The 26,150-nt window shown below is 41.2% G+C and carries 24 protein-coding genes; 1 reads left to right on the forward strand and 23 read right to left on the reverse strand.

The window, feature by feature from the left end; translation table 11 throughout:
- Positions 1–19: 19 nt before the first annotated feature.
- The 18 genes from ACSR9O_RS14905 to ACSR9O_RS14990 form a co-directional block, all read right to left on the reverse strand.
- Positions 20–652, reverse strand: coding sequence for a bifunctional 4-hydroxy-2-oxoglutarate aldolase/2-dehydro-3-deoxy-phosphogluconate aldolase (locus ACSR9O_RS14905; protein WP_101225487.1), 633 nt, complete (start codon positions 650–652; stop codon positions 20–22).
- Positions 653–665: 13 nt separating this feature from the next.
- Positions 666–1,622 (reverse strand): sugar kinase, encoded by a 957-nt coding sequence (locus ACSR9O_RS14910; RefSeq protein WP_491724620.1) that lies wholly within the window; start codon positions 1,620–1,622, stop codon positions 666–668.
- 21 nt (positions 1,623–1,643) lie between these two features.
- Positions 1,644–2,507, reverse strand: a complete 864-nt coding sequence (locus tag ACSR9O_RS14915) for a fumarylacetoacetate hydrolase family protein (RefSeq protein WP_491724621.1) — start codon at positions 2,505–2,507, stop codon at positions 1,644–1,646.
- On the reverse strand, positions 2,504–3,481 hold the full coding sequence (locus ACSR9O_RS14920) for a C-terminal binding protein (protein ID WP_491724622.1): 978 nt from the start codon (positions 3,479–3,481) through the stop codon (positions 2,504–2,506). The genes ACSR9O_RS14915 and ACSR9O_RS14920 overlap by 4 nt, the downstream gene beginning before the upstream one ends.
- Positions 3,482–3,515: 34 nt before the next feature.
- The gene (locus ACSR9O_RS14925; RefSeq protein WP_230175867.1) at positions 3,516–4,463 is read right to left on the reverse strand and encodes a U32 family peptidase; all 948 of its coding nucleotides are present in this window, start codon (positions 4,461–4,463) and stop codon (positions 3,516–3,518) included.
- On the reverse strand, positions 4,460–5,371 hold the full coding sequence (locus ACSR9O_RS14930) for a dihydrodipicolinate synthase family protein (RefSeq protein ID WP_260357784.1): 912 nt from the start codon (positions 5,369–5,371) through the stop codon (positions 4,460–4,462). The genes ACSR9O_RS14925 and ACSR9O_RS14930 overlap by 4 nt, the downstream gene beginning before the upstream one ends.
- 17 nt (positions 5,372–5,388) lie before the next feature.
- Positions 5,389–6,537 carry a galactonate dehydratase gene (gene dgoD, locus ACSR9O_RS14935; protein WP_230175865.1) on the reverse strand — a complete coding sequence of 383 codons (1,149 nt, stop codon included), beginning with the start codon at positions 6,535–6,537 and terminating at the stop codon, positions 5,389–5,391.
- A gap of 67 nt (positions 6,538–6,604) precedes the next feature.
- Entirely contained in the window at positions 6,605–8,074 is a 1,470-nt protein-coding gene (gucD, locus tag ACSR9O_RS14940; protein WP_101225467.1) for an alpha-ketoglutaric semialdehyde dehydrogenase GucD, read from the reverse strand.
- 22 nt (positions 8,075–8,096) lie between these two features.
- A complete protein-coding gene (locus tag ACSR9O_RS14945) occupies positions 8,097–9,254 on the reverse strand; it encodes a UxaA family hydrolase (RefSeq protein ID WP_101225488.1) in 1,158 nt (385 codons plus the stop codon).
- A 4-nt stretch (positions 9,255–9,258) separates the two neighbouring features.
- Positions 9,259–9,558, reverse strand: coding sequence for a UxaA family hydrolase (locus ACSR9O_RS14950; protein WP_101225468.1), 300 nt, complete (start codon positions 9,556–9,558; stop codon positions 9,259–9,261).
- An 11-nt stretch (positions 9,559–9,569) separates the two neighbouring features.
- On the reverse strand, positions 9,570–10,457 hold the full coding sequence (locus tag ACSR9O_RS14955) for a fumarylacetoacetate hydrolase family protein (protein ID WP_101225469.1): 888 nt from the start codon (positions 10,455–10,457) through the stop codon (positions 9,570–9,572).
- Positions 10,458–10,488: 31 nt separating this feature from the next.
- Positions 10,489–11,256 carry an IclR family transcriptional regulator gene (locus ACSR9O_RS14960; protein WP_101225470.1) on the reverse strand — a complete coding sequence of 256 codons (768 nt, stop codon included), beginning with the start codon at positions 11,254–11,256 and terminating at the stop codon, positions 10,489–10,491.
- Between the two features lie 63 nt (positions 11,257–11,319).
- A complete protein-coding gene (locus tag ACSR9O_RS14965; protein ID WP_491724623.1) occupies positions 11,320–13,524 on the reverse strand; it encodes a dihydroxy-acid dehydratase domain-containing protein in 2,205 nt (734 codons plus the stop codon).
- Positions 13,525–13,589: 65 nt separating this feature from the next.
- A complete protein-coding gene (locus tag ACSR9O_RS14970) occupies positions 13,590–14,840 on the reverse strand; it encodes a nickel pincer cofactor-dependent isomerase, group 22 (RefSeq protein ID WP_491724624.1) in 1,251 nt (416 codons plus the stop codon).
- 24 nt (positions 14,841–14,864) lie between these two features.
- Positions 14,865–15,908, reverse strand: coding sequence for a TRAP transporter substrate-binding protein (locus tag ACSR9O_RS14975; RefSeq protein WP_491724625.1), 1,044 nt, complete (start codon positions 15,906–15,908; stop codon positions 14,865–14,867).
- 60 nt (positions 15,909–15,968) lie between these two features.
- Positions 15,969–17,246 carry a TRAP transporter large permease gene (locus tag ACSR9O_RS14980; protein ID WP_101225474.1) on the reverse strand — a complete coding sequence of 426 codons (1,278 nt, stop codon included), beginning with the start codon at positions 17,244–17,246 and terminating at the stop codon, positions 15,969–15,971.
- Positions 17,243–17,815 (reverse strand): TRAP transporter small permease, encoded by a 573-nt coding sequence (locus ACSR9O_RS14985; protein WP_397314886.1) that lies wholly within the window; start codon positions 17,813–17,815, stop codon positions 17,243–17,245. Before ACSR9O_RS14985 ends, ACSR9O_RS14980 begins: the two co-directional genes overlap by 4 nt.
- 36 nt (positions 17,816–17,851) lie before the next feature.
- Positions 17,852–18,880, reverse strand: a complete 1,029-nt coding sequence (locus tag ACSR9O_RS14990; RefSeq protein ID WP_434167059.1) for a TRAP transporter substrate-binding protein — start codon at positions 18,878–18,880, stop codon at positions 17,852–17,854.
- A gap of 858 nt (positions 18,881–19,738) precedes the next feature.
- On the opposite strand from ACSR9O_RS14990, the gene ACSR9O_RS14995 reads away from it, so the two are divergent.
- Entirely contained in the window at positions 19,739–21,475 is a 1,737-nt protein-coding gene (locus tag ACSR9O_RS14995) for a methyl-accepting chemotaxis protein (protein WP_260357788.1), read from the forward strand.
- 71 nt (positions 21,476–21,546) lie between these two features.
- Here the strand turns inward: ACSR9O_RS14995 and ACSR9O_RS15000 are convergent, their stop codons facing one another.
- From ACSR9O_RS15000 to ACSR9O_RS15020, 5 genes are all read right to left on the reverse strand, one after another.
- Entirely contained in the window at positions 21,547–22,506 is a 960-nt protein-coding gene (locus ACSR9O_RS15000) for a DUF4822 domain-containing protein (protein WP_101225053.1), read from the reverse strand.
- A gap of 75 nt (positions 22,507–22,581) precedes the next feature.
- Positions 22,582–23,283, reverse strand: coding sequence for an ankyrin repeat domain-containing protein (locus tag ACSR9O_RS15005; protein WP_491724626.1), 702 nt, complete (start codon positions 23,281–23,283; stop codon positions 22,582–22,584).
- Between the two features lie 270 nt (positions 23,284–23,553).
- Complete coding sequence (locus ACSR9O_RS15010; protein ID WP_101225055.1) at positions 23,554–24,240, reverse strand: response regulator transcription factor; 687 nt, start codon at positions 24,238–24,240, stop codon at positions 23,554–23,556.
- On the reverse strand, positions 24,237–25,685 hold the full coding sequence (locus ACSR9O_RS15015) for a sensor histidine kinase (protein WP_491724627.1): 1,449 nt from the start codon (positions 25,683–25,685) through the stop codon (positions 24,237–24,239). Before ACSR9O_RS15015 ends, ACSR9O_RS15010 begins: the two co-directional genes overlap by 4 nt.
- Positions 25,686–25,861: 176 nt before the next feature.
- Positions 25,862–26,029: a hypothetical protein gene (locus tag ACSR9O_RS15020; protein ID WP_491724628.1), complete on the reverse strand. Its 168-nt coding sequence runs from the start codon at positions 26,027–26,029 to the stop codon at positions 25,862–25,864.
- Between the last annotated feature and the right edge of the window lie 121 nt (positions 26,030–26,150).

Consider the following 26,150-nt stretch of genomic DNA (forward strand, 5'->3'; position numbering starts at 1 on the left):
ATATAAGAGTCGGACTGCATTAGCTTTTTTGTACGATAGCCGAGAATTTTTTTGCCGTTTCTGTCAGCCTGGTGTAATCTTCACCTGTAATCAATTTCGCAGGATTGATCAATGAACCGCCAACTCCCGCAGCGATGGCCCCTGCCTTAAAAAATGAAGCGAGGTTGTCAAGGTTGACACCGCCAGTTGGCATTAGAGGGATGTGAGGAAGCGGCCCTTTAAGATTTTTAAAGTAACTAACACCCAATGCATCTGCCGGAAAAACTTTGATGATGTCAGCTCCATTCTCGTAAGCAGTCAATATTTCGGTTGGTGTGAGCGCACCTGGGATGCTAATAACGCCATAGCGCTTCGCCATTTTAATCGTTTTGACATTGACGGTTGGAGAAAAGATAAATTCCGCCCCTGCCATTATTACCGCACGGGCCGTTTCAGGATCCAATACTGTACCGGCACCCGCTATGATATCATCACCGAACTCCTCTTTCACTCTTTCAATCAAATGGCACACTTTGGGAGTTTCCACTGTTATTTCTAGCGTTCGGATGCCGCCCTCTTTCAGGGCCCGGGCGATTGGTATAATTTGATTGGGGCGTGCTCCGCGAATGACGGCGACCAGCTTCCCATGTTTAAGCTCTTCAAGTTTAGTCATTTTTTCCACCTTTCTACCTCTTCACATCATCAGCGCCGCCACTCATGAACAAAGCGAGGTCGGCACGGGCCGGCAAACCCTCAACATCGCCATTTACCATCGTTGCCATTGCTCCCATGGCATTTCCACGCCTTGCAGCTTCATCTAGCGGCAGTCCATCAAGCAGACCGGAAAGTACACCGGATGCAAAAGCATCACCAGCACCGATGGGATCCACGACCCGTTCCACATAGAATCCAGGAACGTATGTTTTCGGTACAGACGGGGCTGAAATTAAAGAGCCTTCTTTACCCAATTTAAGTAAAACTGTTTCGACACCGAGTTCATGAAAATGATCGGCAAATTTCTCCGGAGTATGGGAGCCGAATAAAAATTCGGCTTCGGCCACCCCAGGCATGACGATATCACTTTTCGAGGCGTACTTTGTTATGATGTGACGTGCTTCATTTTCATCACCCCATATTTTCAAGCGAATATTCGGATCGAAGACGATTTTTGTTCCGTTTTCCTTAGCAATGCGGATCGCTTTATCCAAGAGCGACTGACAAGAATTCCCTAGTGCAAGGGTAATCCCCGTAATATGGAGATAAGCGGCGTCTTGGATAGCAAGATCAGTTAGTAATTCCGCCGTCATTTTACTAGCGGCCGAATCTTTCCGGTAATAATAAACTCGAGTATCATTCAGCCGTCTGAATTCTTTAAAAAAGACTCCGGTAGGCGCATCAGGGTCTCTTGTTACATAAGAGACATCAACGCCTTCTCCGCGAATGAACGATTGCATGGCATCGCCAAATTCATCCTCACCGAGACGGCTAATCCAGCGTGAGCTATGACCGAGTCGGCTTAACCCGATCGCGACATTGGATTCCGCACCGCCAAACTTCATCGAAAAAGATCTGGCGTGGCGAAGCGGTCCTTCTTCATTCGGGGTAAACACTGTCATTGTTTCTCCGATGGTTACAACATCCATGTCATCATCTTCTTTCTCTTATCATGCTATTACGTGATTAGAAAGCGTACCGATCTTCTCAATGCTGACGTTCATCCGGTCACCGTTTTTCAACCAGATTTTCGGATTCCTTCCCATTCCAACGCCTGGTGGCGTGCCAGTTGCAATCAAATCACCTGGCATTAGCGTCATGGACTGTGATAAAAATGAAATGATTTTCGGAACCGTAAAAATTAGGTTGCTTGTATTTGAATCCTGCATAATTTCACCGTTTAATTCGAGCGAAATCGCTAGATTGTGGGGGTCACCCACTTCATCTTTTGTCACGATAACAGGACCAAATGGAGCAAATGTATCCGCCGTTTTGCCCCTTGACCACTGACCGTCCTGAAATTGCAAATCTCGGGCGCTGATATCATTCATAATCGTGTAGCCAAAGACGTAGTCATCCGCCTCTTCTTCTGACACATGTTTCGCTTCTCTACCAATGACAAACGCAAGCTCTGCTTCAAAGTCGACCTCGGTTGAATTAATCGGGATTTCAATCGCATCATTATGTCCGGCAATAGCATTAGCATATTTCGAAAAAATGACCGGTGATTCAGGAGTCTCCATCCCGGTTTCCTTGCAATGATCAAAATAGTTAAGTCCTACGCAAATGATTTTATCCGGCTTTGCGATTGGCGGCAGGATATTTACTTCTGACAGTTTGAATATTGCATCGTCATTTACCCGTTGCTCGATTAACTGTTCAGCACGTGAACGCAACTCGCTTCCTCGTTCTATAAATTTTTTCATGCAAGCAGGAAATTCTTCTGGACCGAGAGCCGTTAAGCTGATAATTTGATCATCTTTAACAAGACCGATGTGCTGTTCGGTTTGCACGGAAAAAGTTGCTATTTTCATATTTTTCCCCTTTCTAAGGTTAATGCGTATGGTGTTTTTTCCCCTTTTAAGACCTGAACGATATTTCTTGCTGCTTTTTGACGAAGTTCAACCATCGCTTCCTCAGAATACCAGGCGCTGTGCGGCGTAATGATGACATTGTCCATTGTGAGTAGCGGGCTATCGATTCGGACCGGCTCATTTTCTGTCACATCAAGTGCAGCACCTGCAATTATCCCTTTTTCAAGTGCATAGGAAAGTGCTTTTTCATCGATAATCGGTCCACGTGCCGTGTTAATGATGACCGCGTTACTCTTCATTTGTTTAAGGCGCTCCTCATTGATCAGGTGGTATGTATCATCAATTAAGGGTACATGGATCGACAAATAATCGGCTTCGCCTATAATTTCGTCGAGATCCATTTTTTGAACCCCGACAGCAGCCATGTCTGCCGCCGATACGAAAGGGTCATAAGCAGCGGTTTTAAAGCCGAGCGGTTTCACCTTTTCAATGAAACGGCGCGGAATCCGGCCAAAGCCGAGAACCCCAACCGTTTGTTCGTTAAAACGGTGAATCGGGACACACACTTTAAAGTCCCAGTTACCTTTTTTCACTTCCTTGTTTAACAGTGTCACTTTCCGCGCCGACGAAAGTAAAAGTGCCAATGCATGATTCGAAACTTCTTCCATGCCATAATCCGGTACATTGGCGACAGTGATCCCCTTTTCTTTAGCCGCATTGAGATCAATTGTATTGACGCCAACACCATAGCGGGAAATGATTTTCGTGTTTTCAAGCGACTCAATGACTCGGCGTGAGATAGGAGCATATTGATTTAAAATTGCATCCGCTTCCTTTGCCTGCTCCATAACTTGTTCTTCAGTTTTGCATTGCGCTTTGATGAAATTGATATCCAGACCGCTTTCTTGAAAAACCTCTTCTTCATATTTCAAATGTTCAAATTCGTAATCCGTTAATAATATTTTAAAGGTCATTCGGGCTCAACTCCTTTATTGTAATACCAGACATCTATTTCGCTGCTGCCTTTTCAATTTTTGCAATACCGAGCCCTTCTGCACCGAGTTTCGATGTTTTTGCTTCAGGATAGTATCGTTCGATCATTTGAATACCAATTGCGGCACGGCGTACACGTTCTTGAGCGAGTGAGATGTTCGTACTTTCCCATTGTTTCCCTGAAGGGTATACATCAGGATGATTACGCAGACCAAATTTAATGTATACAGGCGCCAATACACGGATAATTTCCGGTATTTCATAATAGCGAAGAAAGCCTCCAAAGGTATCCGGAACTTCAACATATAAATCAATTGGAATGTTTATTGATTGTCGGATCGCTGCAAGTTTAGACAGCGTTAATGCAGGTGGCACGTTGTAGGTATCCGCTCCGATGTCTTCCATTAATTTAACGGATACTGGATTGGCTGAACCCATTTGAACCGATACTTTAACAACAAAGTCTTCCGGAAGCTGTCCGTATTTTTTCATTTCTTTCGTTAAAAGTAGGAGTCCTTCATCCGCAACTAACGCACCGCGAAGACCAAGTGCAGCTCCTCTTTTCAAGTCTTCCATTGCATAAACAAGCTGGTCCGATCCTTCATGGCGGATTCCCTGAGATTTACCTCCTGGCGTAAGCGGTCCCGCACTGACATCCCATGAACCCCTGGGGCCGACAAACAAACTGAGCTCCATGCCGCGCTCTGCTGTCATTTCACACATTTCTTTAATTTCTTCATCCGTTTGAAGCATGATGCCGCTGCCCTGGGATATCCGGTGAATAGTCAAACCGAGTCGGTCAATTTCTTTCAATGTTTCTTTTAGGGCAGCTGGACCTTCTACACTTGGTAGTTCAATGCGGTATTGAGCTCCATCCGGAAATGTTTTCGTTGATGTAGGAAGTTCTTTAAGATCAGTAGATGGGTAGCCTAATTGTTCGAGCAAGTCACGTGATTCTTTCATTTTTGGACGCCTTCTTTCATATCAATATTTTTTAAGAGAGCAGCTACTTTGTCACTCAAATCAGCAGGGTATACATCGCATGGGGCACGGTGTCCAGCCGCAACGTCAAACCAGCGCTGATGAACAGCTTCTTTCATGGCTGTAAAAAATGTCGGACCGTAATTGTACACATCCATCAGTTTTGAAATCACTTGATGATTTTTCTGGGCTTCAGCGAGATCCCCTTTATGATACGATTCATATAAATGTACGGATATTTCCGGGGCAAAGACAGCGCTTCCATTAATGCTTCCAGCTGCACCAATCATTTGAGCCGGAAGCAAATGCTCGTCAAACGCGGAGAAGACTTTGAAATCACTGCGAACTTTCTTCACTTCCGTGAGCACTTGACGAAGGTGCCCGAAATCACTGACCGTCTCTTTAATACCTGCTATGTTGGAATGATCTTGGGCTAATTTTTTAATCAATTCGATTGATAAATTTTGTCCGGTCAAGAGCGGGATGTTATAAATGAAAACTTGCAGATTAGTATGATTCGCTACGCTGGAAAAATGTCGATATAATTGCTCGTCAGACAGCTTCCAGTAATATGGGTTTACTACGAGAACGCCGTTCGCTCCATGCTCTTCTGCATAAGAAGTCAGTTCATGCACCTCTTTTAATGCGGTATGCCCGACTCCGACCATAACTGGCACTCGTCCGTTAATGTGCTTTAACATTTCGCGTACATATAATTTCCTTTCTTCAGTCGTAAGTGAGGAGAACTCACCTGAACTACCCATCAACAAAATACCGTCAATATTCCGTGAGATTAATAGGTCGATATACCTTCTGTTCAACTCCAAATCCAAGTTCCCAGTTTCATCAAATAAGGTGACTACCGGTGGAACGATGCCATGAAAGTCCATTATTTTTCCTCCTTTTATTACCATTCAGCGATACTCCCGTCTTCATTACGCCAAATTGGGTTTTTCCAATTATGTCCGGTCTCTGCTGCCTGTTTCACTTTTTCTTCATCAATTTCCACTCCAAGGCCCGGTTTATCCGGAATGTTCACATAGCCATTTTCATAATCGAATAATTCTGGATTTTTCATATAATCGAGAATGTCCATGCCTTCGTTGTAATGAATACCAAGGCTTTGCTCCTGAATAATGAAATTCGGTGTCGTTGCGTCCAAATGAATGGATGAAGCAAGAGTCATCGGACCGAGCGGGCAGTGCGGCGCAATTGCTACATCATACGCTTCTGCCATTGCGGCAATTTTTTTCCCTTCTAAAATACCACCTGTATGAGACAGATCCGGCTGAATTATATCGACATAACCATCTTGAAGTAGCTGCTTAAAGCCCCAGCGCGTATACATTCTTTCTCCCGTCGCAATCGGACACGTAGTATGCCAGGCAATCTCACGAAGTGCTTCATTGTTTTCCGGGAGCACCGGTTCTTCAATGAACATTGGACGGTATGGTTCGAGTTCTTTCACAATCACCTTTGCCATCGTTTTATGAATCCTCCCGTGAAAATCCACACCGATCCCAAAGTCCTTGCCAACCGCTTCCCTGATTGAAGCAACGCGTTCGATGACCGCTTCTACTTTCGAAAAGCTATCTATGTAATTCATTTCTTCTGATGCGTTCATTTTGACAGCAAGGAAGCCTTCTTTCTGTTTTTCTATTGCGGCAGCAACTACATCCACCGGTCTATCTCCTCCGACCCATGAGTAAACTTTAATTTTTTGACGTGCTTTGCCGCCGAGCATTTGGTATACAGGAATATCGAAGTATTTTCCTTTTATATCCCATAGTGCCTGCTCAATGCCGGAAATGGCGCTCATTAAAATTGGGCCCCCACGGTAAAATCCACCTCGATAAAGCGTTTGCCAGATATCTTCAATATCGTTCGGATTTCTCCCGATCAAATAATCAGTCAGTTCGTTAACTGCTGCTTTAACAGTTTCAGCACGGCCTTCCACGACAGGCTCTCCCCATCCGGAAATGCCTTCATCCGTATCGATTTTTAAAAACAGCCAGCGGGGCGGAACTTTGTATAAAGAAATTTTTATGATTTTCATCAAGCACCTCGCAATGTTTTTTTGAAGAAAGAGAGATTTTCAAAAATGGAAACCTCCCTTGCACTTGTTAAGAACCTTTAATAAAAACCGTTTTTATGGCTGTATAAAATTCTTTCGCCGCTTCACCTTGCTCTCGCGAACCCGTGCTTGATGCCTTCATGCCTCCGAATGGGGCTTGCAACTCTACGCCCGCGCTTTCTGCGTTAATGCGGACAAGACCTGCTTCAATTTCATCAATGAACTCCAAAATTGAGCTAATATTTGATGTGAAGATTGATGCACTCAATCCGTACTTCGTATTATTTGCCAAGTCAATCGCTTCGACAAGATCGGTTGCTTTCATAAGTGCGATAACTGGTCCAAAAATTTCTGCCTGTGCAATCTCCATTTCGGACGTCACGTCTTCAAAAATCGCTGGTGTGATGAAAAAGCCCCTATCATAGTCTCCGCCAGTTAATATCTCCCCGCCATGTATGAGTTTTGCGCCTTCCTGCTTGCCTTTTTCAATGTACTCTGTGACCGTTTTGAACTGGCTTTCGCTTGCACATGGACCCATCCAAATACCCTCTTGAAGACCGTTGCCTACTGTAATTTCCGCTGCTTCCTTTACCAGTTTTTGTTTGAATTCATCATAGACGGATGATTCAACGACTACACGACTTGAAGCTGTGCATTTCTGGCCGGAAGAACGAAATCCACCGCTGATGACCGCCTCGACAGCTTGGTCGATGTTTGCATCTTTCGTTACGATGACTGGGTTCTTGCCACCCATTTCAAGCTGATATTTTATGCCGCGTGCGGAAGCTGATTTTGCGACGCTCTGACCGACACTTTCAGAACCGGTAAATGTGATCGCATTTAAAAGCGGATGATCTATGAGTCCTTGACCGATGATCGACCCCTTACCAGTAATGAAGTTCACTACGCCCTCCGGGAAGCCTGCTTTTGTGAAGCATTCCATCACTTTCGCTGCAGTAACGGCTCCCTCCGTAGCCGGTTTCCATACGATTGAGTTGCCATATACAAGAGCAGGAGCCATTTTCCAGATGGGAATTGCAACCGGGAAGTTCCATGGCGTGATTATCCCGACAACACCAAGTGGGCTGCGTTTCGTAAACATTAGGGCATCTTTATCGGATGATGGAATAACATCGCCGTCTTTCCGCATCCCTTCCCCAGCATAGTAACGCAGAATTGCAACCCCCCGTGCCGTTTCACCTTTTGCTTCAGGTAACGTTTTACCCATTTCGCGAGTCATCGTTTCGGCAATTTCATCTAGATTTTCTTCCAATATATTGGCCGTTTTGAAAAGGATTTGTCCACGTGCAGACTGCCCGATCCTGCGCCAATCCCTCTTTGCTTTATGCGCAGAAGCTACAGCCTTGTTCAAGTCATCTACCGTTGAGCTTTGAACATAACCAACTGGTTCTTTGTCCGCAGGATTAATGCTTTCGATTGTATTTCCAGAAGATGCATTCACCCACTCATTATTAATGAAATTTTTATATGTTTTCGTTGCAAATGTAGTTGATATCATAGTCTTTAGCTCCTTTTTCGTTTTAGAATGTCGGTCCAATTCTCCATATACCAAAGTCATGCTGCTTTAATATCTCCGCTTTTGTTAGTTTACCGTTTGAAACATGTTGAATTTCTTCCATGATGCGCCTGCCCACTTCATCAACGGTTTCTAAACCATCGACGATCGTACCAGCATTTAAATCCATATTTTCATTCATCCTGTCAAACATTGGTGTATTAGTCGAGATTTTTATGACGGGTGAAATAGGAGAACCCGTCGGCGTGCCTCTTCCACTTGTAAAGAGAACGATTTGGGCACCGCCTGCGACCATTCCCGTCAATTGCTCAATGTCGTGGCCAGGCGTATCCATCCATACGAGCCCTTTTTTTGTGGGCACCTGGGCATAATCAATGACCTCTTCAAGTCTGGTTGTGCCTGATTTTGTCGCTGCCCCCAGTGATTTTTCCTCGAGTGAGCTGAGACCTCCCTCAATGTTTCCCGGACTCGGATTTCCGGTGCGGATATCTACGCCCATTTGTATCGAGCGGTCCTCCATCATTTTAATAACCGCATAAGCTTTTTTGGCTACCTGATCATTTACCGCCCGGTTAGCGATCAAATGCTCCGCACCGATGAGTTCAGTCGTTTCCGCTAATATTGCGGTTCCCCCCTGCTGAACAACCAAATCGCTTGTACGTCCGACTGCGGGGTTAGCCGATAAGCCGGAGCATGCATCCGACCCACCGCATTCTGTGCCGACAATTAGCTCGCTAAAATCACATAATTCCCGTTGAACCATCGAGGCATCCTGGACCATTTTGACCGCAATTTTAGCTACTTCGGCAATGGTTTGAAGAGTGCCGCCATGTTCCTGAATTGATACCGTTTCCACTGGTTTACCGCATTTGGCAATTTCATCTCCAATACGGTGCGCCTGATGTGTTTCACAGCCAAGTCCAAGTACTATGACACCATATACATTTGGATTCATGCCCATTCCCGCATAGGTTCGGGCCGTTTGATCATAATCAGAGCCCACTTGCGCACAGCCATGCTGATGTATGAATGTGACGGTTCCGCTCACCAGCTCTGTTACTCGCTGCGCTGTTTGTGTTGCGCATGTTATCGTTGGCAAAATCAGTACATGATTCCGGACACCGACGCGTCCATCCGGACGGCGGTAGCCCCAAAACTGCATTTTTTCATTCAGCAATTTTGTCACCCCTTCCCCTCTTTCCTTCTAAATTGTGTACGTGAACATGTGCACCAGCGGGAATATAAGCAGAGGCTGCACCTATGACTTCCCCATATTTAATTATGTCCGCTCCTTTTTCGATGGCTTTGACTGCGAACTTATGCCCAAAACGGATCGGCTCAATAATGGGTACGACAAGTTCATCCATGCCTTTCTTCACAACTACTGATGTGTTTTCAGGGATTTCGGATAAAGCGATAGCTACACTGTCTTTCGCACTTAAGTAAAGTGTTTTATATTCGCTCATTTTGTCACCCCTTAAATTGTTTGAACTGCTTTACTTTGGATAACCGGGTTGTTCAATACTCCAATCCCTGGTATTTCGATTTCAATTCGGTCATCACCTTTCAATGTAAATTCATTTGGCGGAACCACGCATGTACCAGTAAGTAAAACTGATCCGTCAAAAACAGTATTATCTAAGACTAAATAGTCGACAAGCTCTTCCAATTTTCGTTTCAGTTGGTTTACTTTCGCTTCACCTTCAAATACTTTTTCTTCATTTCGATAAATACGGCACATGATTTTAAGCTCATATGGATCCGTAACAGCCTCTTTTAACAATATTGCCGGTCCAATTGAGCAAGAATTTTTCCATACCTTTGCCTGTGGAAGATAAAGCGGATTTTCACCTTCAATATCTCGGCAGCTCATGTCATTACCCGCGATATATCCGAGTACCGTTCCCTCTTTATCGATGACCAGACCAAGCTCCGGCTCCGGAATTTGCCATTTTGAATCTGAACGCAAGTATACCGGATCATTCGGGCCCACAGTTCTTGCTGCAGTCGATTTAAAGAAAATCTCAGGACGCACTGCATCATAAACTTTGTCATAGAATGTTTGGCGGTCCAGCTTTCCTTGCGTAGCTTCGTAGTTACGTGCTTCCTTGCTTTTTTTATAGGTAACGCCAGATGCCCATACTTCAGGTGCGTCGATAGGAGTTGTTAATTGAAGACCTTCCAGTGGCTGCAGTTCCCCTTCGGCGGCAATTTGTTTTACAATATCAAACGCTGTTCTGTTATCATGACGTGCCGTTGTAATCAACGACATAAAATCCGTAAATGGAAGGTCCACCACATTGTTTTCGTTTGTCACGGCAGCAAGTTGTTTTTTACTTTCTTTTACATAGCGAATAATTCTCATTTTCTAGTTCCTCCTAATTGGCAGGCCTCATTTATATTTTTTGATATTCATAGCCGAGCTCCTGCGAAATTTTACTGCTGCATTCCTTTAAGAGACGTACATAATACTCATGCGTTTCTTCATTTACTTTAGAAGCAGGCATCGATACACTCATTGCAGCGATTACCTTGCCTGAATAATCTTTTATCGGTACTGCCAGACAGAAAATGCCCGGTTCGTTTTCTTCATTATCCATTGAATATCCATTAATGCGTGCTTTTTCGATTTCCGCTAAAAATTGGTCCTTGGATCTAATCGATCTATCGGTCGGTCCTGTATAATCATAGCCGTCCAAGAGTAAATCCAGTTCACTATCCGTTTTGGTTGCAACAAGAGATTTGCCAACTGCACTCGTATGAATCGGAACACGCCGGCCAATACGGGAATAGAGGACCGTTACCCCAGTGCCCTCCACTTTATCGACATAGACACCTTCCTGCCCGTCTAATATGACAAGGTGCAGCGTCAAATTCGTTGTTGCTGAAAGCCATTCAAGATGTTTTCTTGCTACATTGCGCAAATCGAGATGGGTCACGACAACGCTTCCCCTCTCCAATAGCTTTAATCCTAACGAGTATTTTCCATTTTCTTCGCCTTGTGAAATATAGTGATGCTCCTGTAAGGTTTTTAATAGTGAATGAACCGTACTTTTATGTAAATTCATTCGTTTGCTTATCTCTGTTATAGTTAGTTCACGCTCACGCTCATCAAATAAATCCAATATTTTCAAGGCACGCTCCACCGATTGGATGATAGGCATCGTTCCTCACTCCTTTTATCATTCTGTCTACCTTTATCTTATCGGATTTACGACGAGCATACCTCACTTTATTTCTACTTTTTTTTCCTGGATTATAATATCTTGTTCATAATCAAGCACCGCATCCTCAATGACAGCGATTGGAACAACACCATTTGCTGCATCTGTATGTCCAAACATCCTGTTGCTAGCCGCAACCATTTTTTGTCTAACTTTCATCCGCTGCTTGCGTTCAGCTGCCAATGATTGTCTTTCTTCTTTAAAATGATCCGCAAAATCATGAATAACCTTTCCAGTATGAAGTTGAGTAGAATCTACAAAATCAATCCGTCGATCACGAAGCTGAAGGTGAATTACATCCCCTGATTTAAGTAAACCAATGCCGCCACCTTCATACGCTTCCGGTGTCATATGTCCTATGGCAGCACCATATGTGACTCCTGAATAGCGGCCATCGCTAATGATTGTAGCGATTTTTTTCATAACACGATTTGCATTGATGTGTTGCATTGGTGTAAACATTTCAGGCATTCCGAATGCCACTGGCCCCTGCCCTGAGATAATAACCGCAATTTTCAATGTGCCTACTTCAACCATCCTGTCAAATAGCTCCCCATAGGTAGCGGTTTTTAGAAGAGACCATTCCGGCTCATTGTTGTATTTAAGAGATTCTAGCAATAGATTATGTTCGAAAAGCTTTTGCTCTTTTATTTTTGAAAGCAGATTTGAATCGAGCAGGCTTTTATTTGCATCATCTTCATTTTCGTAATAAAGGACAAATGCAAGCTTATCATCGAATTGGTCAAGCTGTGGTGTCGGCATACCGCTGATTTTTACAACGGCGCTTTCAAAGAAGTTTCCTTTTAATACATCAACACCGCTGAATCCACGGCGTGGATTGGATAAAATGACCTGATTTTCCTTTACATTAACCGCTTTTAGGCTACTTGTGATCGAAAGTCGTTCTTTCCAGGTTTTTGCTGCGACAGTCGGCGCATCCTGATCCATTGGTACACCATTCTCAATAAGTTCATGAAAAAGTGTTTCCATTCCTCTGCTTTTCCCGCTGCAACACTGCATCGCAAGTGAATAAATGTCCCTTCCTTCTGTCAAACTGTAATCAAATAAGTCAGGAATTGGATGTGAATGATGAATGCGGTCAAGGTCCCATAAACTGAATTTGAATCCTGCATAAAGCATGCCTGCGACAATATGCATCATTAAGTTAGTAGAACCCCCCGAAGCGCTGTGAATACGGATTGCATTTTTTATGTTCGCAGCGACAATGTTGGCCACGCCGTAGCGCTCTTCGTTTATCATGCCGGCAAAGCTATCAAGCACCGAATTAATCTGGCGTTGTGTTGGTGGATCGGTCAACAGCTCCACTGCTGGATGAACCAGACCCATGCCTGCCACTAAATGACGTGAACTATTCCCCGTACCATTAAAGGCACAAACACCTCCCTGCCCGTCACATGTTGCGACAGCAAGTCTCATTTCAAAGTATTTATGCTGTTCCTTCATCAATATTCCTCGTTCATAGGCCCGTTCAAATACACCCTGAAATGCAGTATTCGATGAACATTGCAATATATATGCCATCGTATCTCGTAAATCAACGGCTACATCAGTAGCTCCTTTACTTTCCGCTTTTTTCGCAAGAGTTTCCAATTCTTCAATCACGTCAGCTGGAATCGAACCGCCTTCCAATACGTGAGCAGGTGCGAATGTTGCGAAAAAGGGTGCTTCACCACGGTTTCGGCGAACACGATCAACATGTGCGAGTGCACTTACAACACCAAGAGGCTGCTTATCACACCCTTGAATGACGAATGCACCATGATAACTGTGAGCTTCTAGCTGGTTGACAACCATTTGTGCAACCGCGTTTCGGCTCTGGAGAGAGTAACTCATTCCTTGATTGTTTTGCGCAGTGCCATCACACATCACCGGCGTCGAGAAATGAAACGGCACACCGCCGTTTTGCCAAATGCGGATTGCTGCCCGTGCTGACGTTTGGTAATCCATTATATGGGCCGGATGATCGGACGAACCACCGATTATTGCGATACGCGGGGCATTCCTCTCTAGCCGCATATAAATTTCTTCAAGCGTCCAATCAGGCTTGTCCCCTTCATATGTGGAGCCAAGCGTCAGCTTCGAACGGTCCAACAAACCTGCAACTGTAATGGGTTCATTTGCTTTTCCCTGTACATTATCGCGGTAAGGGTTTATCCCGTTATCAATTAGTGGATATAGGTGTGTCATTTCAGCACTCCTTTTCTGATTTCAAATGAATTTCTTCCATTCTCTAAAAATATTAACCAAGGTTTTTAGTCTAGTGCCAATTCTTCTGGTTCTGACAGGATTTCTAAATTTTTGTTTTTTAAAGCTTCTTCCATCATGCTTTCAGAAATCCAAATTTCACCGATTTCAAGCGTATTTTTTATTCTTACGACTCTCACTTTATTCAAATTGAAGGCATTGCACGTTTTGATAGCAGCTTTAACAGCTAATTCCTGCGTATCTAAAAACATCGGGAGCTTTACTACATCTGTCACTGTGCTTGTGAGTGCATTGGCATAGCCTTTTTCCCATTCGATTTCATTCATGACGGCCTTCGTCGTCATATCAGCCATGCCGATGCCGTTTGCATTACCGTGAGTTTTTTCAGTAAGTCCAAGTACAACGGTCCGTTTAACCTCTGGCCCACCGGTAGCATATGGAGTGGCAAAGTTACCCGTAATATTCGGATCCATTCCATCCCCTGAAATATCCTTTCCGAGTTCATTTACAATAAGTACGTCGATCGAATCGAAATGGATTCTTGGCATCAACGATTTTGCTTCAAGCAATAGTCCCGGTTCCACTTCCTCCAGTTCCTCTGCTGGGACTGCGACGATTTTCGCTGGTTTATCATAGGCATTTTCAATAGTCGCAAGACCAAATATGATAGGAGCTTTCGCTAAAGAAATTTTTGCCATTTCAGGGACATGTTCCGCCATATACTTAAAGCTGTATGCATGTGCAGCTTCGGCTCCCTTTTGCTTGCCTAAACCGATTGTAATCATTTTCATTAGTCCGCTTTCAACCGGTCCGCGAAATGCCGTATGTGGTTTTATCCGATTAATGACAATGATTTTATCTGATTCATATGCAAGCTTATCAATATAGACAGGGAGCCCATTTGGCAATTCATCCAGTTTAATAACTTCCATTGATGAAAGTATTGACGCTCCAACCGATTCTTCTGAAATACCCAGTTGAAGCAACACATCAATTTGTCCCTCCGCTGTAGCACCCCCATGGCTTCCCATTGCAGGGACTATAAAAGGATTTCCGCCAGCCTCCTTAACGGCAGCCACCGTTTCTCTTACAAGAGTAGGAAGGTCCGCCACCCCTCTGCTTCCTACTGCAATTGCCACCCTGTCATCTTCATTTATTCTTGATAAGACACCTGCTTCTTTTATCGCCTTCTTCACCTCACCAGCTACATCAGCTATATGAGGTGTAAGAAATTTCTGCCTCACTTTGACCATTTTCGGTAATTGGATTTCACGTAAAAGTTCAGAGATAATATCCATTTTCTATCCTCCAAACAGTCTGGATTATTTACCGCGTGCTTTTTCAACTTCGCTCATCATTTCCTCTACAAGATCCGGCCCGAATTTCTGGGCATATTCGTCCGTCACTGGTTGGATGGCTTTCTTCATTTTTTCTATTTCTTCCGGCTCTACTTCATTGATTTTCATTCCTTCTTCTTTTAGATACTTAAGTGCCTTTTCATTTTCTTTTTGGTTAACTTCCCGTTGATACTTTCCAGCCTCTTGTGCGGCCTCACTCATGATTTTTTGCTCTTCTTCTGATAGGTCGTCCCAGAACTTTTTACTTACAAGGAATACAAATGGTGTATAAACATGATTTGTAAGACTTAAGTAGTCTTGCACTTCATTATATTTTTGCGTTTGAATTGTTGCGAGTGGGTTCTCCTGCCCATCAACAGTGCCGGTTTCCAGTGCAGTAAATACTTCAGAGAAGGCCATCGGCGATGGATTAGCACCCAACTTTGAAAAAGCATCTAAATGCACTTCATTTTGCATGGTACGAATTTTAAGGCCTTTGAAATCCTCAACCGTTTTAACAGGGTGTTTACTGTTGGTTAAGTTTCGGAAACCATTTTCCCAATATCCCAGACCTACTAAATCATGTTCCGGTAATTTATCCAAAAGTTTTTTGCCTATTGCACCATCAAGTACGGAATAAGCTTCTTCTTCATTATTAAAGACAAACGGAAAGTCATAAATTCCAAATTCCTTAATCATTCCCACAAGTGGAGAGGTTGAAGGAACAGTTACTTCCTGTAAACCACCTTGAAGTGCTTCTGTCATTTTCTGATCATCCCCGAGGGTGGCATCAAAAAAGTTTTGGACCTTCATTTTTCCCCCGCTTTTTTCTTCAACCAGTTCTTTAAATTTCTCCATTCCTTGCCCTTGTGGATGCATTTTACTATTACCGATTCCTGCTTTGATTATTCTTTTTTGAATACCGTCAGCTGAAGCGCTTTCATTTTGGTTTCCGCAAGCACTTAATAGCAATACGGCTGGCAGTAAAACCCCCACCGCCAAACGCTTGAACAGATTATTCATTATCATTTTCCTCCTATTAATTAAGATGAATATCAGCATACAAACCGAATTACTAGTTTAATTCCGTTAGGAGGTAAACCATCCTAGAGGAACCAGCACTAAGGAAGGGAACAGAATCAACAAGATCAATACAATTACTTCCACGAGCAAGAAAGGCCAAATCCCCTTCATGATATCTTCCATACTGATCTTGCTTATGCCGCACATGACATTTAATACGGTTCCGACCGGTGGTGTAAGTAAACCTATGGCGTTATTCAGGATAAACAGGACACCAAAGTAAACTGGATCAATACCTGCAGCGACCACCAATGGCATTAATACAGGTGTTAGAATAAGGATTGTCGGCGTCATATCCATAGCAGTTCCAACTACGATGACCAATAAGTTTATCATTATTAATAGAAGGAATGGATGATCCATAAATGGCTCCAGCAATCCAATTACCTGACCAGGTAAATCGGCTACCGTTATCAGCCAGGATGACACGAGTGCCGCGGCGACCAGAAACATGACAACACTCGTCATTTTTCCTGCATGAACAAAGACCTCATACAAATCTTTCATTTTCATTTCTCGATAGATTACAAGACCGACAAATATGGCGTAGACTGCAGCCACCACTGCCGCTTCAGTCGGTGTGAATAAACCGAATTTCAATCCACCAATGATAATGATGGGCAGGAATAGAGCCCAAACGCCTTGACGAAGAGAAGTAAGAATTTCTTTTGTTGAAGCTCGGGGGTTAACGGCGACTTTATCTTTTCGTGCAACAATGGCCCAGGTAACCGTTAGTCCAACCGCTAGTAAAATACCAGGAACGATTCCTGCCATAAACAGCTTTGTAATGGACACTCCACTTGCGACACCGAAAATGATAAAGCCAATACTTGGCGGAATGATCGGGGCAATGATACCACCAGATGCAATCAACCCACTTGACCGGTTCACATCATACCCTGACTTCACCATCATTGGAATTAATATAGCCCCAAGCGCTGCTGTATCGGCAACGGCAGATCCTGATAAACTTGCAAACAACACACTCGCAATGATCGCAACATAGCCAAGGCCTCCCTTGATATGGCCAACCAAGTTCATTGCCATCTCAACGATACGCCGTGATAATCCGCCCCTATTCATCGCCTCTCCTGCAAGCATAAAGAACGGTATGGCCATTAGAGGGAAGTTATCAGCGCCACTGATTAGATTTTGTGCGATTATTTGACTATCAAAAATACCAAGGAAGTACATTAACACTACACTACTCACAAGTAAGGCAAAGGCAATAGGTATTCCAAGTCCCATGGCTCCCAGTAAAGATCCGACAAATACACCTATCATCCCTGTTTCTCCTCCTTGACAATCCTAATATCTGAAGCAAATTCATCAGTATGGAGAGAAATTAGCTCTTCTGACTCACTTATCATCACCAATTCTTCGTCTTTAATTTTATTGAAGAAAATCCGATACAAATTGAAAATGATCATGCTGCCCATTGAAACACTCACAAGAATACCTGTCCCATATACAAATGCCAGTGGCATGCCTGTGGCTGGTGCAGTACTATCTATGTTTATCAATGTCATTTTCCAGCTGCCATCCAGGATCAGGAGAAGAACGAATAACATCATCAAATCACTAATAACAAGAACCACTTTTTTCATCTTATTCGGGAGCCGTTTGATGACCATGTCGACACCTAAGTGTTCTTTGTTTTTGAAAGCTCCGATGGCGCCGAGGAACGTCAACCAAATAAAGAGATACCTTGACATTTCTTCTGACCAAGTAATCCCTGAATTAAAGAAATAACGAAGTACTACATTACCAAACACGAGTACGACCATAATTGCTAAAGCTGCTGCCATAATAATGTTCAACGAATTTTCTAGGGTTTTGGAAATTTTATTCACCTATACATCTCCCCCTTCCTATCTAAAGCGCCTGCTTCATTCTGCTTTTATTTTTCCTACAAGCTCTTCCGCCCAGTCATTTTCCTCAAAAACTTCATCATAAACAGGTTGAGATGCTTTTAACATTTTTTGTGCAAAATCTTCGTCAGGCTTAGTGAATTTGATTCCATTATCCTTAAGGTATGCTTTGTCATCTTCATAACTTTTTTCCATCAAATCAAACTCATATGCTGCCGACTCTTTTGCTGCTTTTTGAATGATGGTTTGTTGCTCCTTCGTCAGCCCTTTATAGAATTTGCTATTGATAATGTAAATATTGGGGCTGAACATATGCTTGGATTCTAGTACATCACTTTGAACTTCATTCCACCCCGAGGATCTCAACGTGGCAATGGGATTATCTTGAGCATCCACTACCTTTTGTTCAAGTGCGGTAAAAACTTCTGAAATTGGTAATGGACTAACATTTGCCCCCAATGATTCACCTAGTTTTATGTAATTCGGAATGTTCGGCATTCTGAGTCGAAGTCCATCAAAATCTTTCATACTCTTAATTGGACGATTACTCGAAAACATCCTAAATCCATTTGCACTCCATGCGAGCGGTGTCACTCCATGCTTTGGATCAAGCTCTTCTGTCAATTCTTCTCCGATAGGTCCATTCAATACCTTCTTTACATGATCGTAATCCCGAAATAGGAAGGGCCATTCCGGAACACCCATTTTCGGAATGTCCGACTGCATAATTAGTCCTGGAACACCCATTTCGATCGTTCCGTTTCTGACGCCGTCATAAAATTCTTTTTCTGCACCTAAAGTACTGTTCGCATAAATCCGGACCTCTAGTTCACCATTACTCTCTTTTTCTACTATTTTTTCAAATTTTTCTCTCAAGGCAATGTTTTGAGGGTGATTTTCAGCAAAATAATTCGCCACTTTTATCGTTTTCTTTTCAACGCCAGATCCACTGGCTTTTTCTCCCTCACCTCCACCACATCCTGATAAAAGTAAAGCTGCCGCAAGAGTTAAGCTTGTGGAGAATACAAAAGGCATTCTTTTTTTCAATAAAAACCCTCCCAAAAGTTTTTTGTAAGCGTTATCATTTATGATTCATTTTAAGAACTTCTCCTCACCCTTGTATAAGCCAAAGTTAAATTGTTTTATATTATAAAACTCCGTTTTTGTTTTATTCGGAGTAAGGAAAACACTTCACTTCTAGTTGCGTTTCAAGTTGATTCATGACATTTTAAACAATTACTTTTAATAACAAGAATGTTAATTTGTTCTACATTATAAAACTCGGTTTTAAAATTTGAAATCTTACGTTGATTATAAGCTTCCAATTTTACTAATGTCAAACCATTTTTTGAATTTTATAACAATTTAACAAATCCTCTATTTTTCACTAATTAATATTTAGAGAATCAACATTTATTAATCATATCCTTTTCAGTCAAGATTTATAGAATCAGAATGGGAAAGATGAATTTTTTCTATACTAAAATATTTATAGAATAGAGAATTGAACATAACTATAAGGTTTCCCTTAAAATACATTCCTCTCCTTTTAATTGAGCTTTTAAGTTTGGAATCTTGTTTTTCCTTCTGAAAAAAATGTCTTTAAGAATTTTTTCTTGTTTGACCTTGCGCTTCATCAAAGTGGTAACCGTTTGTATATTTTAACCCGTGTCTTTCATACAGAAGTTATTTTCCTTTTATAAAGATTTATACTTTTTTCTCTTTTGAAAAGTTACAATCCATTATTTATATTGAGATCATTTCATTATGAACCTCTTTCCAACAGGTTAAAGACTAAAGGGAAAAAACTCTACCCGAAGCTTTTAAAGGCTCATTAAATATATTCAATTATTACCGATATATAAAACATGGTTAATATATAACAAGGGGAAGGAATAAACAAAGATGAATAAACTCAGTACGAAAATAGGTTTTGTTCTTTTAACAGGCATGGTCATTACATTAATTGGAAGTTTACTATTGATGTATAAAAGTACAAATGATACGGTTGAGAAAACAATCGCTATGAGCAGCTTAGACATCGCAAGCAACATCGCTCAAGGAATAAATCCAACATATTATGCCGATTTTTTAAGTAATCAATCCGAAACCTCTACATATTGGGAGATACGCGAACAGTTAGACGATTATAAACAAAAAACTGGAGCATTATATGTCTATACATTGGGGATTGACGAAAGTAGCGAAAAAGTCCATATTCTTATAGATGGAATGGGTAAGGAAGATAAAAAAGCATCTCCCATTTCAACCCCCACAACCGTAACTTCATATCAGGATGTAGAAAGCGTCATGAAGGGAAAGGTTTCTACCACTTCCATCGTTCATGATCCTGAATATGGTGACTATTTATCCGTTTTTGTTCCCATAAAGAAAGGGGACGAGGTCATTGGAATACTAGGGGTGGATATTGATGCCAGTAAAGTCGATGCTACGACCGGCAAGGTACTGGGTGGCATCCTTCCCCTGATGATAATAATCAATGTAATCTTAATGGCAATCGTTGTAGGTGCATTAATATGGTTCTTGACTAGAAAGTTAAGCCCCCTTCTCAAGGTCAGCATGGCTGCAAAGGAAATCTCAAATGGAAATTTATTATTAGCCAATAAACTGATTAGCAACACAAGGGTTAAAGGAAACGACGAAATAAAGGTTTTAGTGAAATCCTTTGAAGAAATGATCACCAATACAACCATTATTGTCAACTCCATGAAAAACTCATCATACCAGATATTGGAATCATCAAGTGATATCGAACACAAAATCAAAGAAATGGATACTTCCACACAACATATCGTTAAAGGCATTCAGCAAGTTGCAGGGGCTGCGGAAGTACAATTGCACAGAAGTGAAGAATCATCAAGGGTCATCGAGGAAATGACCATAGGGATACAAAAAATTGCCGAAGCTTCTTCTGAAGTCAGCGAACAGACAAATCATGTTTCAGCTAGAATGTCCATCGGAAATAAAGATATAAATGAACTCTCAAATCAAATTCTGCAAGTAAAAGATGTTATGCTGCAAACAAGTTCAGAAATAAAGAAATTGGACGAACAAGCAAATGAAATTGTGAATATTGTACATTTAATTACGGGAATTGCCGAGCAAACCAACCTGCTGTCATTAAATGCGGCCATTGAAGCTGCTAGAGCCGGTGAACAGGGTAAAGGTTTTGCGGTGGTATCGAACGAAGTACGGAAATTGGCAGTAGGCACCAAGGAATCTGCAATCAATATACAAGAGTCCCTACTTCATTTTAAATCCATCATAAATGAATCAGTGAAAATGATGGAAACCGGTACTAAAGAGGTAGAGGAAGGGACAAAATTTGTCCTGAATACAAGAGAAACATTTAAACAGACCATAAAATCCTTTGAGCATGTTAGTGATCAGATTCAAGAAATATCCGCCATTACAGAGCAAATGGCAGCAAGTTCTCAAGAAATCAATGCTTCGATAGAAGATTTTGCAGGGTTAACAAGGGAAACGGCAGTGGCTTCAAAGCAAGTTGCCCAATCAACCGATCAACAAGCGAAATCCATGGAGGACATCTCCTTCTCCACCTCTTCGATGGTAAGGCTCGCTAATGACCTAGAAACATCTGTTGAACAGTTTAACGCGTAAAAAAATTGAACTACATTCTATTACTATATCAAGAAAGGGATTTTGCTATTAATGCAAAATCCCTTTTTTATTTACTTAGTTGATTTTAGCTTCAAATCACCTTCATAAGGTATATGTTCAACTGTTATCGTTATATCTTTGCCCTCTTTATCTTTACCGATTCGTTTATAAGTGAATTTATTTTCATTAAGCTCCGTAAGTTCAAGAACTGCACCATACTTATTTTCCCCTTGTGAAACATGGGCTCTAATCTTATTTCCATGAACAACATCGTAATAGCCGTAATCACCACGGCTTTCACCGGTTTTAGCATCAAAAAATTCATACTTATTTGTTTTATCATCATATTTTGCCAGACCTAAATAATTCGAGTTATAGCTTGATACATCATTTCCCTTTTCATCCAATGCCACTGTACCTTTCCATGTGGTGCTTGATAAAACTTTGTCTCCATCAACGTCTGTAACTACATCTCCTGTATAAGTTTCCAAATTTTTGTCTGGATCAGTAAAGGAAAGTTCTGTTTCAGTATAGGGAATATGATCGACAAACACTTCTACTTCGTTACCTTTTGCATCTTTGCCCATTCTTTTATAAGTAAACATATCCTTATTCAGTTCAGTTATTTCAACAACGGCTTGGTAACCCATTGATTCTGAAATTAACACTCTAATCTTCCCATTCGTGATAAAGAAAGTTCCTTTATCACCTCGACTTTTTTTAGTATTTTTATCAAAAAATTCATATCTCGATGCTTCATCATCATATTTAGCTAGACCAATGAAGCTTGCATTCTCCTTTGTTAAGTCATTATTATTTTTATCATAAACTTTTGTTCCTTGCCAATTCGTGCTAGTAAGAATTTTAGTCATTTCCTCTCCTGCGGTTAACTTTTTTTCTTGTTTACTCTGTTTTGCAGTTTGTTCCTGCTTCTGAGCGCTTTTATTTTCTTGTGCGTTTGTGTTACATCCTGTTATTGCCAATGTTATCCCAAGTAGTATAGCTGATGAAATTATTGCTTTTTTATTCATTTTTTCGTCTCCTCATCATATTGTGGTTTTTTTGTAGTGTAATTGATATTACAAATTGAAAGTATAGCGATCTGGTTATTTTGCTCCTGCATTAAGTAAAATTTGTTCGATTTCCTTAAACCCTTTCTCGCGGGCATGTTGTAAAGGTGTCATACTGTTATTATCGGGGATGTTGACATCTGCCCCATGATCTATTAGCAATTGAACTGTTTGCTGCTGTTTTCCATCACCATCATTCAAAATGATTGCTTCTAGCAAAGCGGTCCAACCGAGATCATTCACATGATTCACATCAATATCAGTTTTAGTAAGAAGTTCTTTAATAACCTCAACATAACCATGTTCCGAAGCAGGGATTAAAGCCGTTCCACCATAACGGTTGGTTATAGAGGGGTCTGCACCCGCTTCAATCGCAAGTTTAAGTATATCTACATAACCTTCAGCACCGGCATACAAGAAGGGGCTATTTTTCATGTCATCCTGAATGTTGACGTCTGCACCCGCTTCAATAAGGATTTTTGCCGTCTCTACATCATTGTTATAAGTCGCAATCATAGTGGCGGTTCGCCCTTCCGAGTCCTGTGCATTTATTTCTGCACCTTGCTCAATCAAGCTTCTTATTCTTTCCGTTTCTTTACGTTCTACGGCTTGAATCAATTGTACATTCATTCCCTTTCCTGTCTCCTTTTCTTGTTTATTTAGCTCTACTTCATTATCCAAGACACAGCCTTGAAGGATGAAAAGGCTTCCGATGACAATCGTTAGCCGTCTCCACATGAAACACACCATCCTTTCCCTGTTTGTACTTCACAGCCGCAAATGGATTTCCCGTCATTCTTATGTAGCAAATTGACATGTTCTTTAGGTTTCAAGATGTTTTTTTCTCCCTTTTATTTTTAGTTGCTTACTTATTCCGTCTTCATTATGTTAATGCTTAACCTTAAACTCCCTCTAAACAATTTCTTAAAAAATGATTAACTTATTAATAAAATTTCTTAATGTTTATAAAAAAAACCGCCACTTCGTGACGGGTCCTTAACATGCTATTTAAACATTAAAGCGATACCCTGCTCCCCAAACGGTTTCCAAAAATTTAGGATGTGCAGGATTTCTTTCAATTTTTTCACGTAGTTTCCTGATATGGACGGTTACAGTCGAAACATCCGCAGCCGATTCCAATCCCCAAATATTTTCATAAAGCTGCTCTTTGCTTAATACTTGATTCGGATGCATGACAAAAAACACCAAAGTATCGAATTCCTTTGTTGTAAACGGCACCACTTCTCCGTTTATGTGAACTCTGCGCGCTGACTTATCTATTGAAATCCCATGAACATAGATTGAATTAGATTTGGGGTGACTTCCTGATAAACGTTCATACCGCGCTATATGCGCTTTCACTCTTGCAACTAGTTCACTTGGACTAAATGGTTTTGTAATATAATCATCTGCCCCTAGACCAAGCCCCCTAATTTTATCGATATCTTCCTTTTTGGCGGATACAAGCAAAATCGGGATATTCTTGACAGCACGTATTTGTTTGCATATCTCAAATCCATTCAACCCTGGAAGCATGATATCCAAAATGATTAAATGATAATTTCCTTGAAGGGCCTGTTGGAGACCTGCATCACCAGTATGTTGAATATCGACACTAAAATCATTAATTTCCAAATAGTCCCTTTGCAATTCAGCAATACTGACTTCGTCTTCAATAAGTAATATCTTTTTCACATTTCCTCACCTTTCTTTATGGAAAAAAAGACACTTGTACCTTTTCCTATCTCGCTAGTAGCCCAAATATCTCCACCATGCTCGCCGATAATTTTTTTTGCAATCGCAAGTCCTAAACCACTTCCACCCGTCCGGGAATTTCTAGATTCCTCAGCACGATAAAAGCGGTTAAATATATAAGGCAAAGCAGAAGATTCTATTCCATAGCCATTATCCGTTACTTGTACAACAACATCATATAGTCCTTCATGCAGAGAAATGGAAATGTGTTTTTCATCTTTATTCATATACTTTACACAATTGCTGATCAGGTTGGCCAATACGCGTTTCAGTTTCTCTCTATCCGCTGTCACGTATATCGGTTTATTCACCTGATGAAGTTCAATCTGGATCCCTAGTTGAAGTAAATCCAGTTGAAATTCTTCTACGTAGTCTTTTAAATACTTATCTAACCTGACCGTTTCAAAAGTGAATGGTTCTTTTTTCAAATCCAACTTGGAAAATAAAAATAATTCATCTATCAATGAATCCATATCTCTTGCTTTTAGGTATACAGTCGATAAATACTTGTCCATTTTCTGTGGGGTGTTTGCTACTCCGTCTTTAATCCCCTCAACATACCCCATAATCGAAGTGATCGGTGTTTTCAAGTCATGGGAAATATTAGAGAGAAGCTCTTTGCGATTTTCCTCATACTGAAGCTGAATGTTTACGGACTCTTTTAACTTTTTTCTCATTTCCTCAAAAGCTCTATTCAATTGCCCGATTTCATCATTCGAAGTCGCCTTGATTTCAAAGTTTAAATCTCCTGATTTTATCCGCTCTGCGCCTTCTTTAAGAATTGAGATCGGTTTGATGATGCTACGTGAAACTAAATAATTTAATAGTCCAATAATCATTACAAACAGTAATAACAATAGAGCGAATAAAATGGGAAAGAGCTCTCGAGTCAGCTCGGCATATGAACTTGCCTTTCTCAATACAAAAATACTTCCTTCACTTTTATCAGAAAAATAAAAATCAAACTTCACATAGGTGAAAAAAAAGTCTTTCATTTTGATTGTGTCCCGCGTATTGATATTCGTTTCTTCGAACTTGGGAAGTGATTGTATCAAGCCTGGCTTATCTAGTGTTTGGGACGCATAATCAATGTTTTTACCTTTTCTAACGACAATCTTAATATCTCCATGTTCAATCTTCTTCAGCTGTTCTTCATTTAGCAGCTGCTCAGGATTATTTTTTGCCAAAAGCTTTAAATCGAGAAACACACTCTCCTCTACTGCAGTCAAAGGTTTTTGGAGATAAGATTTTTTGTATAAATGTTCTATCGCTTTTACATCACCTGTTATCGCAAAAATAAGTAAAAATCCAGCTGTTAAAAACAAAGTGATGGAAATAAGGATTACGCCAACGTAGGACAACAGAAATCTCATTTTTATTGACAAATATTTTCACCCCGCTTCGATCTTTCGTTTACTCATTTATAGAAAAGTTGTTTATCTGCTGTTCTTGCATAAAAAGATGTTTCCCACGATAACTTTTTTTAGTACTAAAAAAAACATATCACACAAATCTTAAAATTTTCTAAAATACATGGAAAAAATCCTATTCTATTGTCGGTTTACAGTTTTTTTATTTGAAAAACGTTCCAGCTTGATTTCAGAATCCGCTCACTTTCCGCCGACTGTCTGCCAAGCTTCCTCGACGAAAGCGTCTGTGGGGTCTCGGCTAGCCAGTTTTTCGGCAGGAGTATCGCATATTCCTTCAATCCATTGGGTTTGCAGTTCATATAAAACAAAAAAATCATGCAGTATAACCAAGTCCTTATTTAGTTTTGCCTGCAGTTTCTTTATTTAAAAACGTTCCAGCTTGATTTCAGAAATCCGCTCACTTTCCGCCGACTGTTTATC

The organism is Peribacillus sp. B65, from assembly GCF_058513295.1.

Excerpts from the sequence above, each read along its gene's own strand:
- ACSR9O_RS14945 (WP_101225488.1), bottom strand. The coding sequence starts at position 9,254 with ATGCAGTTTTGGGGCTACCGCCGTCCGGATGGACGCGTCGGTGTCCGG.
- ACSR9O_RS14970 (WP_491724624.1), bottom strand. The coding sequence starts at position 14,840 with ATGGATATTATCTCTGAACTTTTACGTGAAATCCAATTACCGAAAATG.
- ACSR9O_RS14965 (WP_491724623.1), bottom strand. The coding sequence starts at position 13,524 with ATGACACACCTATATCCACTAATTGATAACGGGATAAACCCTTACCGC.
- ACSR9O_RS14955 (WP_101225469.1), bottom strand. The coding sequence starts at position 10,457 with ATGAGAATTATTCGCTATGTAAAAGAAAGTAAAAAACAACTTGCTGCC.
- ACSR9O_RS14920 (WP_491724622.1), bottom strand. The coding sequence starts at position 3,481 with ATGACCTTTAAAATATTATTAACGGATTACGAATTTGAACATTTGAAA.
- ACSR9O_RS15000 (WP_101225053.1), bottom strand. The coding sequence starts at position 22,506 with ATGAATAAAAAAGCAATAATTTCATCAGCTATACTACTTGGGATAACA.
- dgoD (WP_230175865.1), bottom strand. The coding sequence starts at position 6,537 with ATGAAAATCATAAAAATTTCTTTATACAAAGTTCCGCCCCGCTGGCTG.
- ACSR9O_RS14980 (WP_101225474.1), bottom strand. The coding sequence starts at position 17,246 with ATGATAGGTGTATTTGTCGGATCTTTACTGGGAGCCATGGGACTTGGA.
- ACSR9O_RS14960 (WP_101225470.1), bottom strand. The coding sequence starts at position 11,256 with ATGCCTATCATCCAATCGGTGGAGCGTGCCTTGAAAATATTGGATTTA.
- ACSR9O_RS14975 (WP_491724625.1), bottom strand. The coding sequence starts at position 15,908 with ATGATAATGAATAATCTGTTCAAGCGTTTGGCGGTGGGGGTTTTACTG.
- ACSR9O_RS14995 (WP_260357788.1), top strand. The coding sequence starts at position 19,739 with ATGAATAAACTCAGTACGAAAATAGGTTTTGTTCTTTTAACAGGCATG.
- ACSR9O_RS14905 (WP_101225487.1), bottom strand. The coding sequence starts at position 652 with ATGACTAAACTTGAAGAGCTTAAACATGGGAAGCTGGTCGCCGTCATT.
- ACSR9O_RS14950 (WP_101225468.1), bottom strand. The coding sequence starts at position 9,558 with ATGAGCGAATATAAAACACTTTACTTAAGTGCGAAAGACAGTGTAGCT.
- gucD (WP_101225467.1), bottom strand. The coding sequence starts at position 8,074 with ATGATATCAACTACATTTGCAACGAAAACATATAAAAATTTCATTAAT.
- ACSR9O_RS14915 (WP_491724621.1), bottom strand. The coding sequence starts at position 2,507 with ATGAAAATAGCAACTTTTTCCGTGCAAACCGAACAGCACATCGGTCTT.
- ACSR9O_RS14930 (WP_260357784.1), bottom strand. The coding sequence starts at position 5,371 with ATGGACTTTCATGGCATCGTTCCACCGGTAGTCACCTTATTTGATGAA.
- ACSR9O_RS15020 (WP_491724628.1), bottom strand. The coding sequence starts at position 26,029 with ATGAACTGCAAACCCAATGGATTGAAGGAATATGCGATACTCCTGCCG.
- ACSR9O_RS14925 (WP_230175867.1), bottom strand. The coding sequence starts at position 4,463 with ATGAAAGAATCACGTGACTTGCTCGAACAATTAGGCTACCCATCTACT.
- ACSR9O_RS14910 (WP_491724620.1), bottom strand. The coding sequence starts at position 1,622 with ATGGATGTTGTAACCATCGGAGAAACAATGACAGTGTTTACCCCGAAT.
- ACSR9O_RS15005 (WP_491724626.1), bottom strand. The coding sequence starts at position 23,283 with ATGTGGAGACGGCTAACGATTGTCATCGGAAGCCTTTTCATCCTTCAA.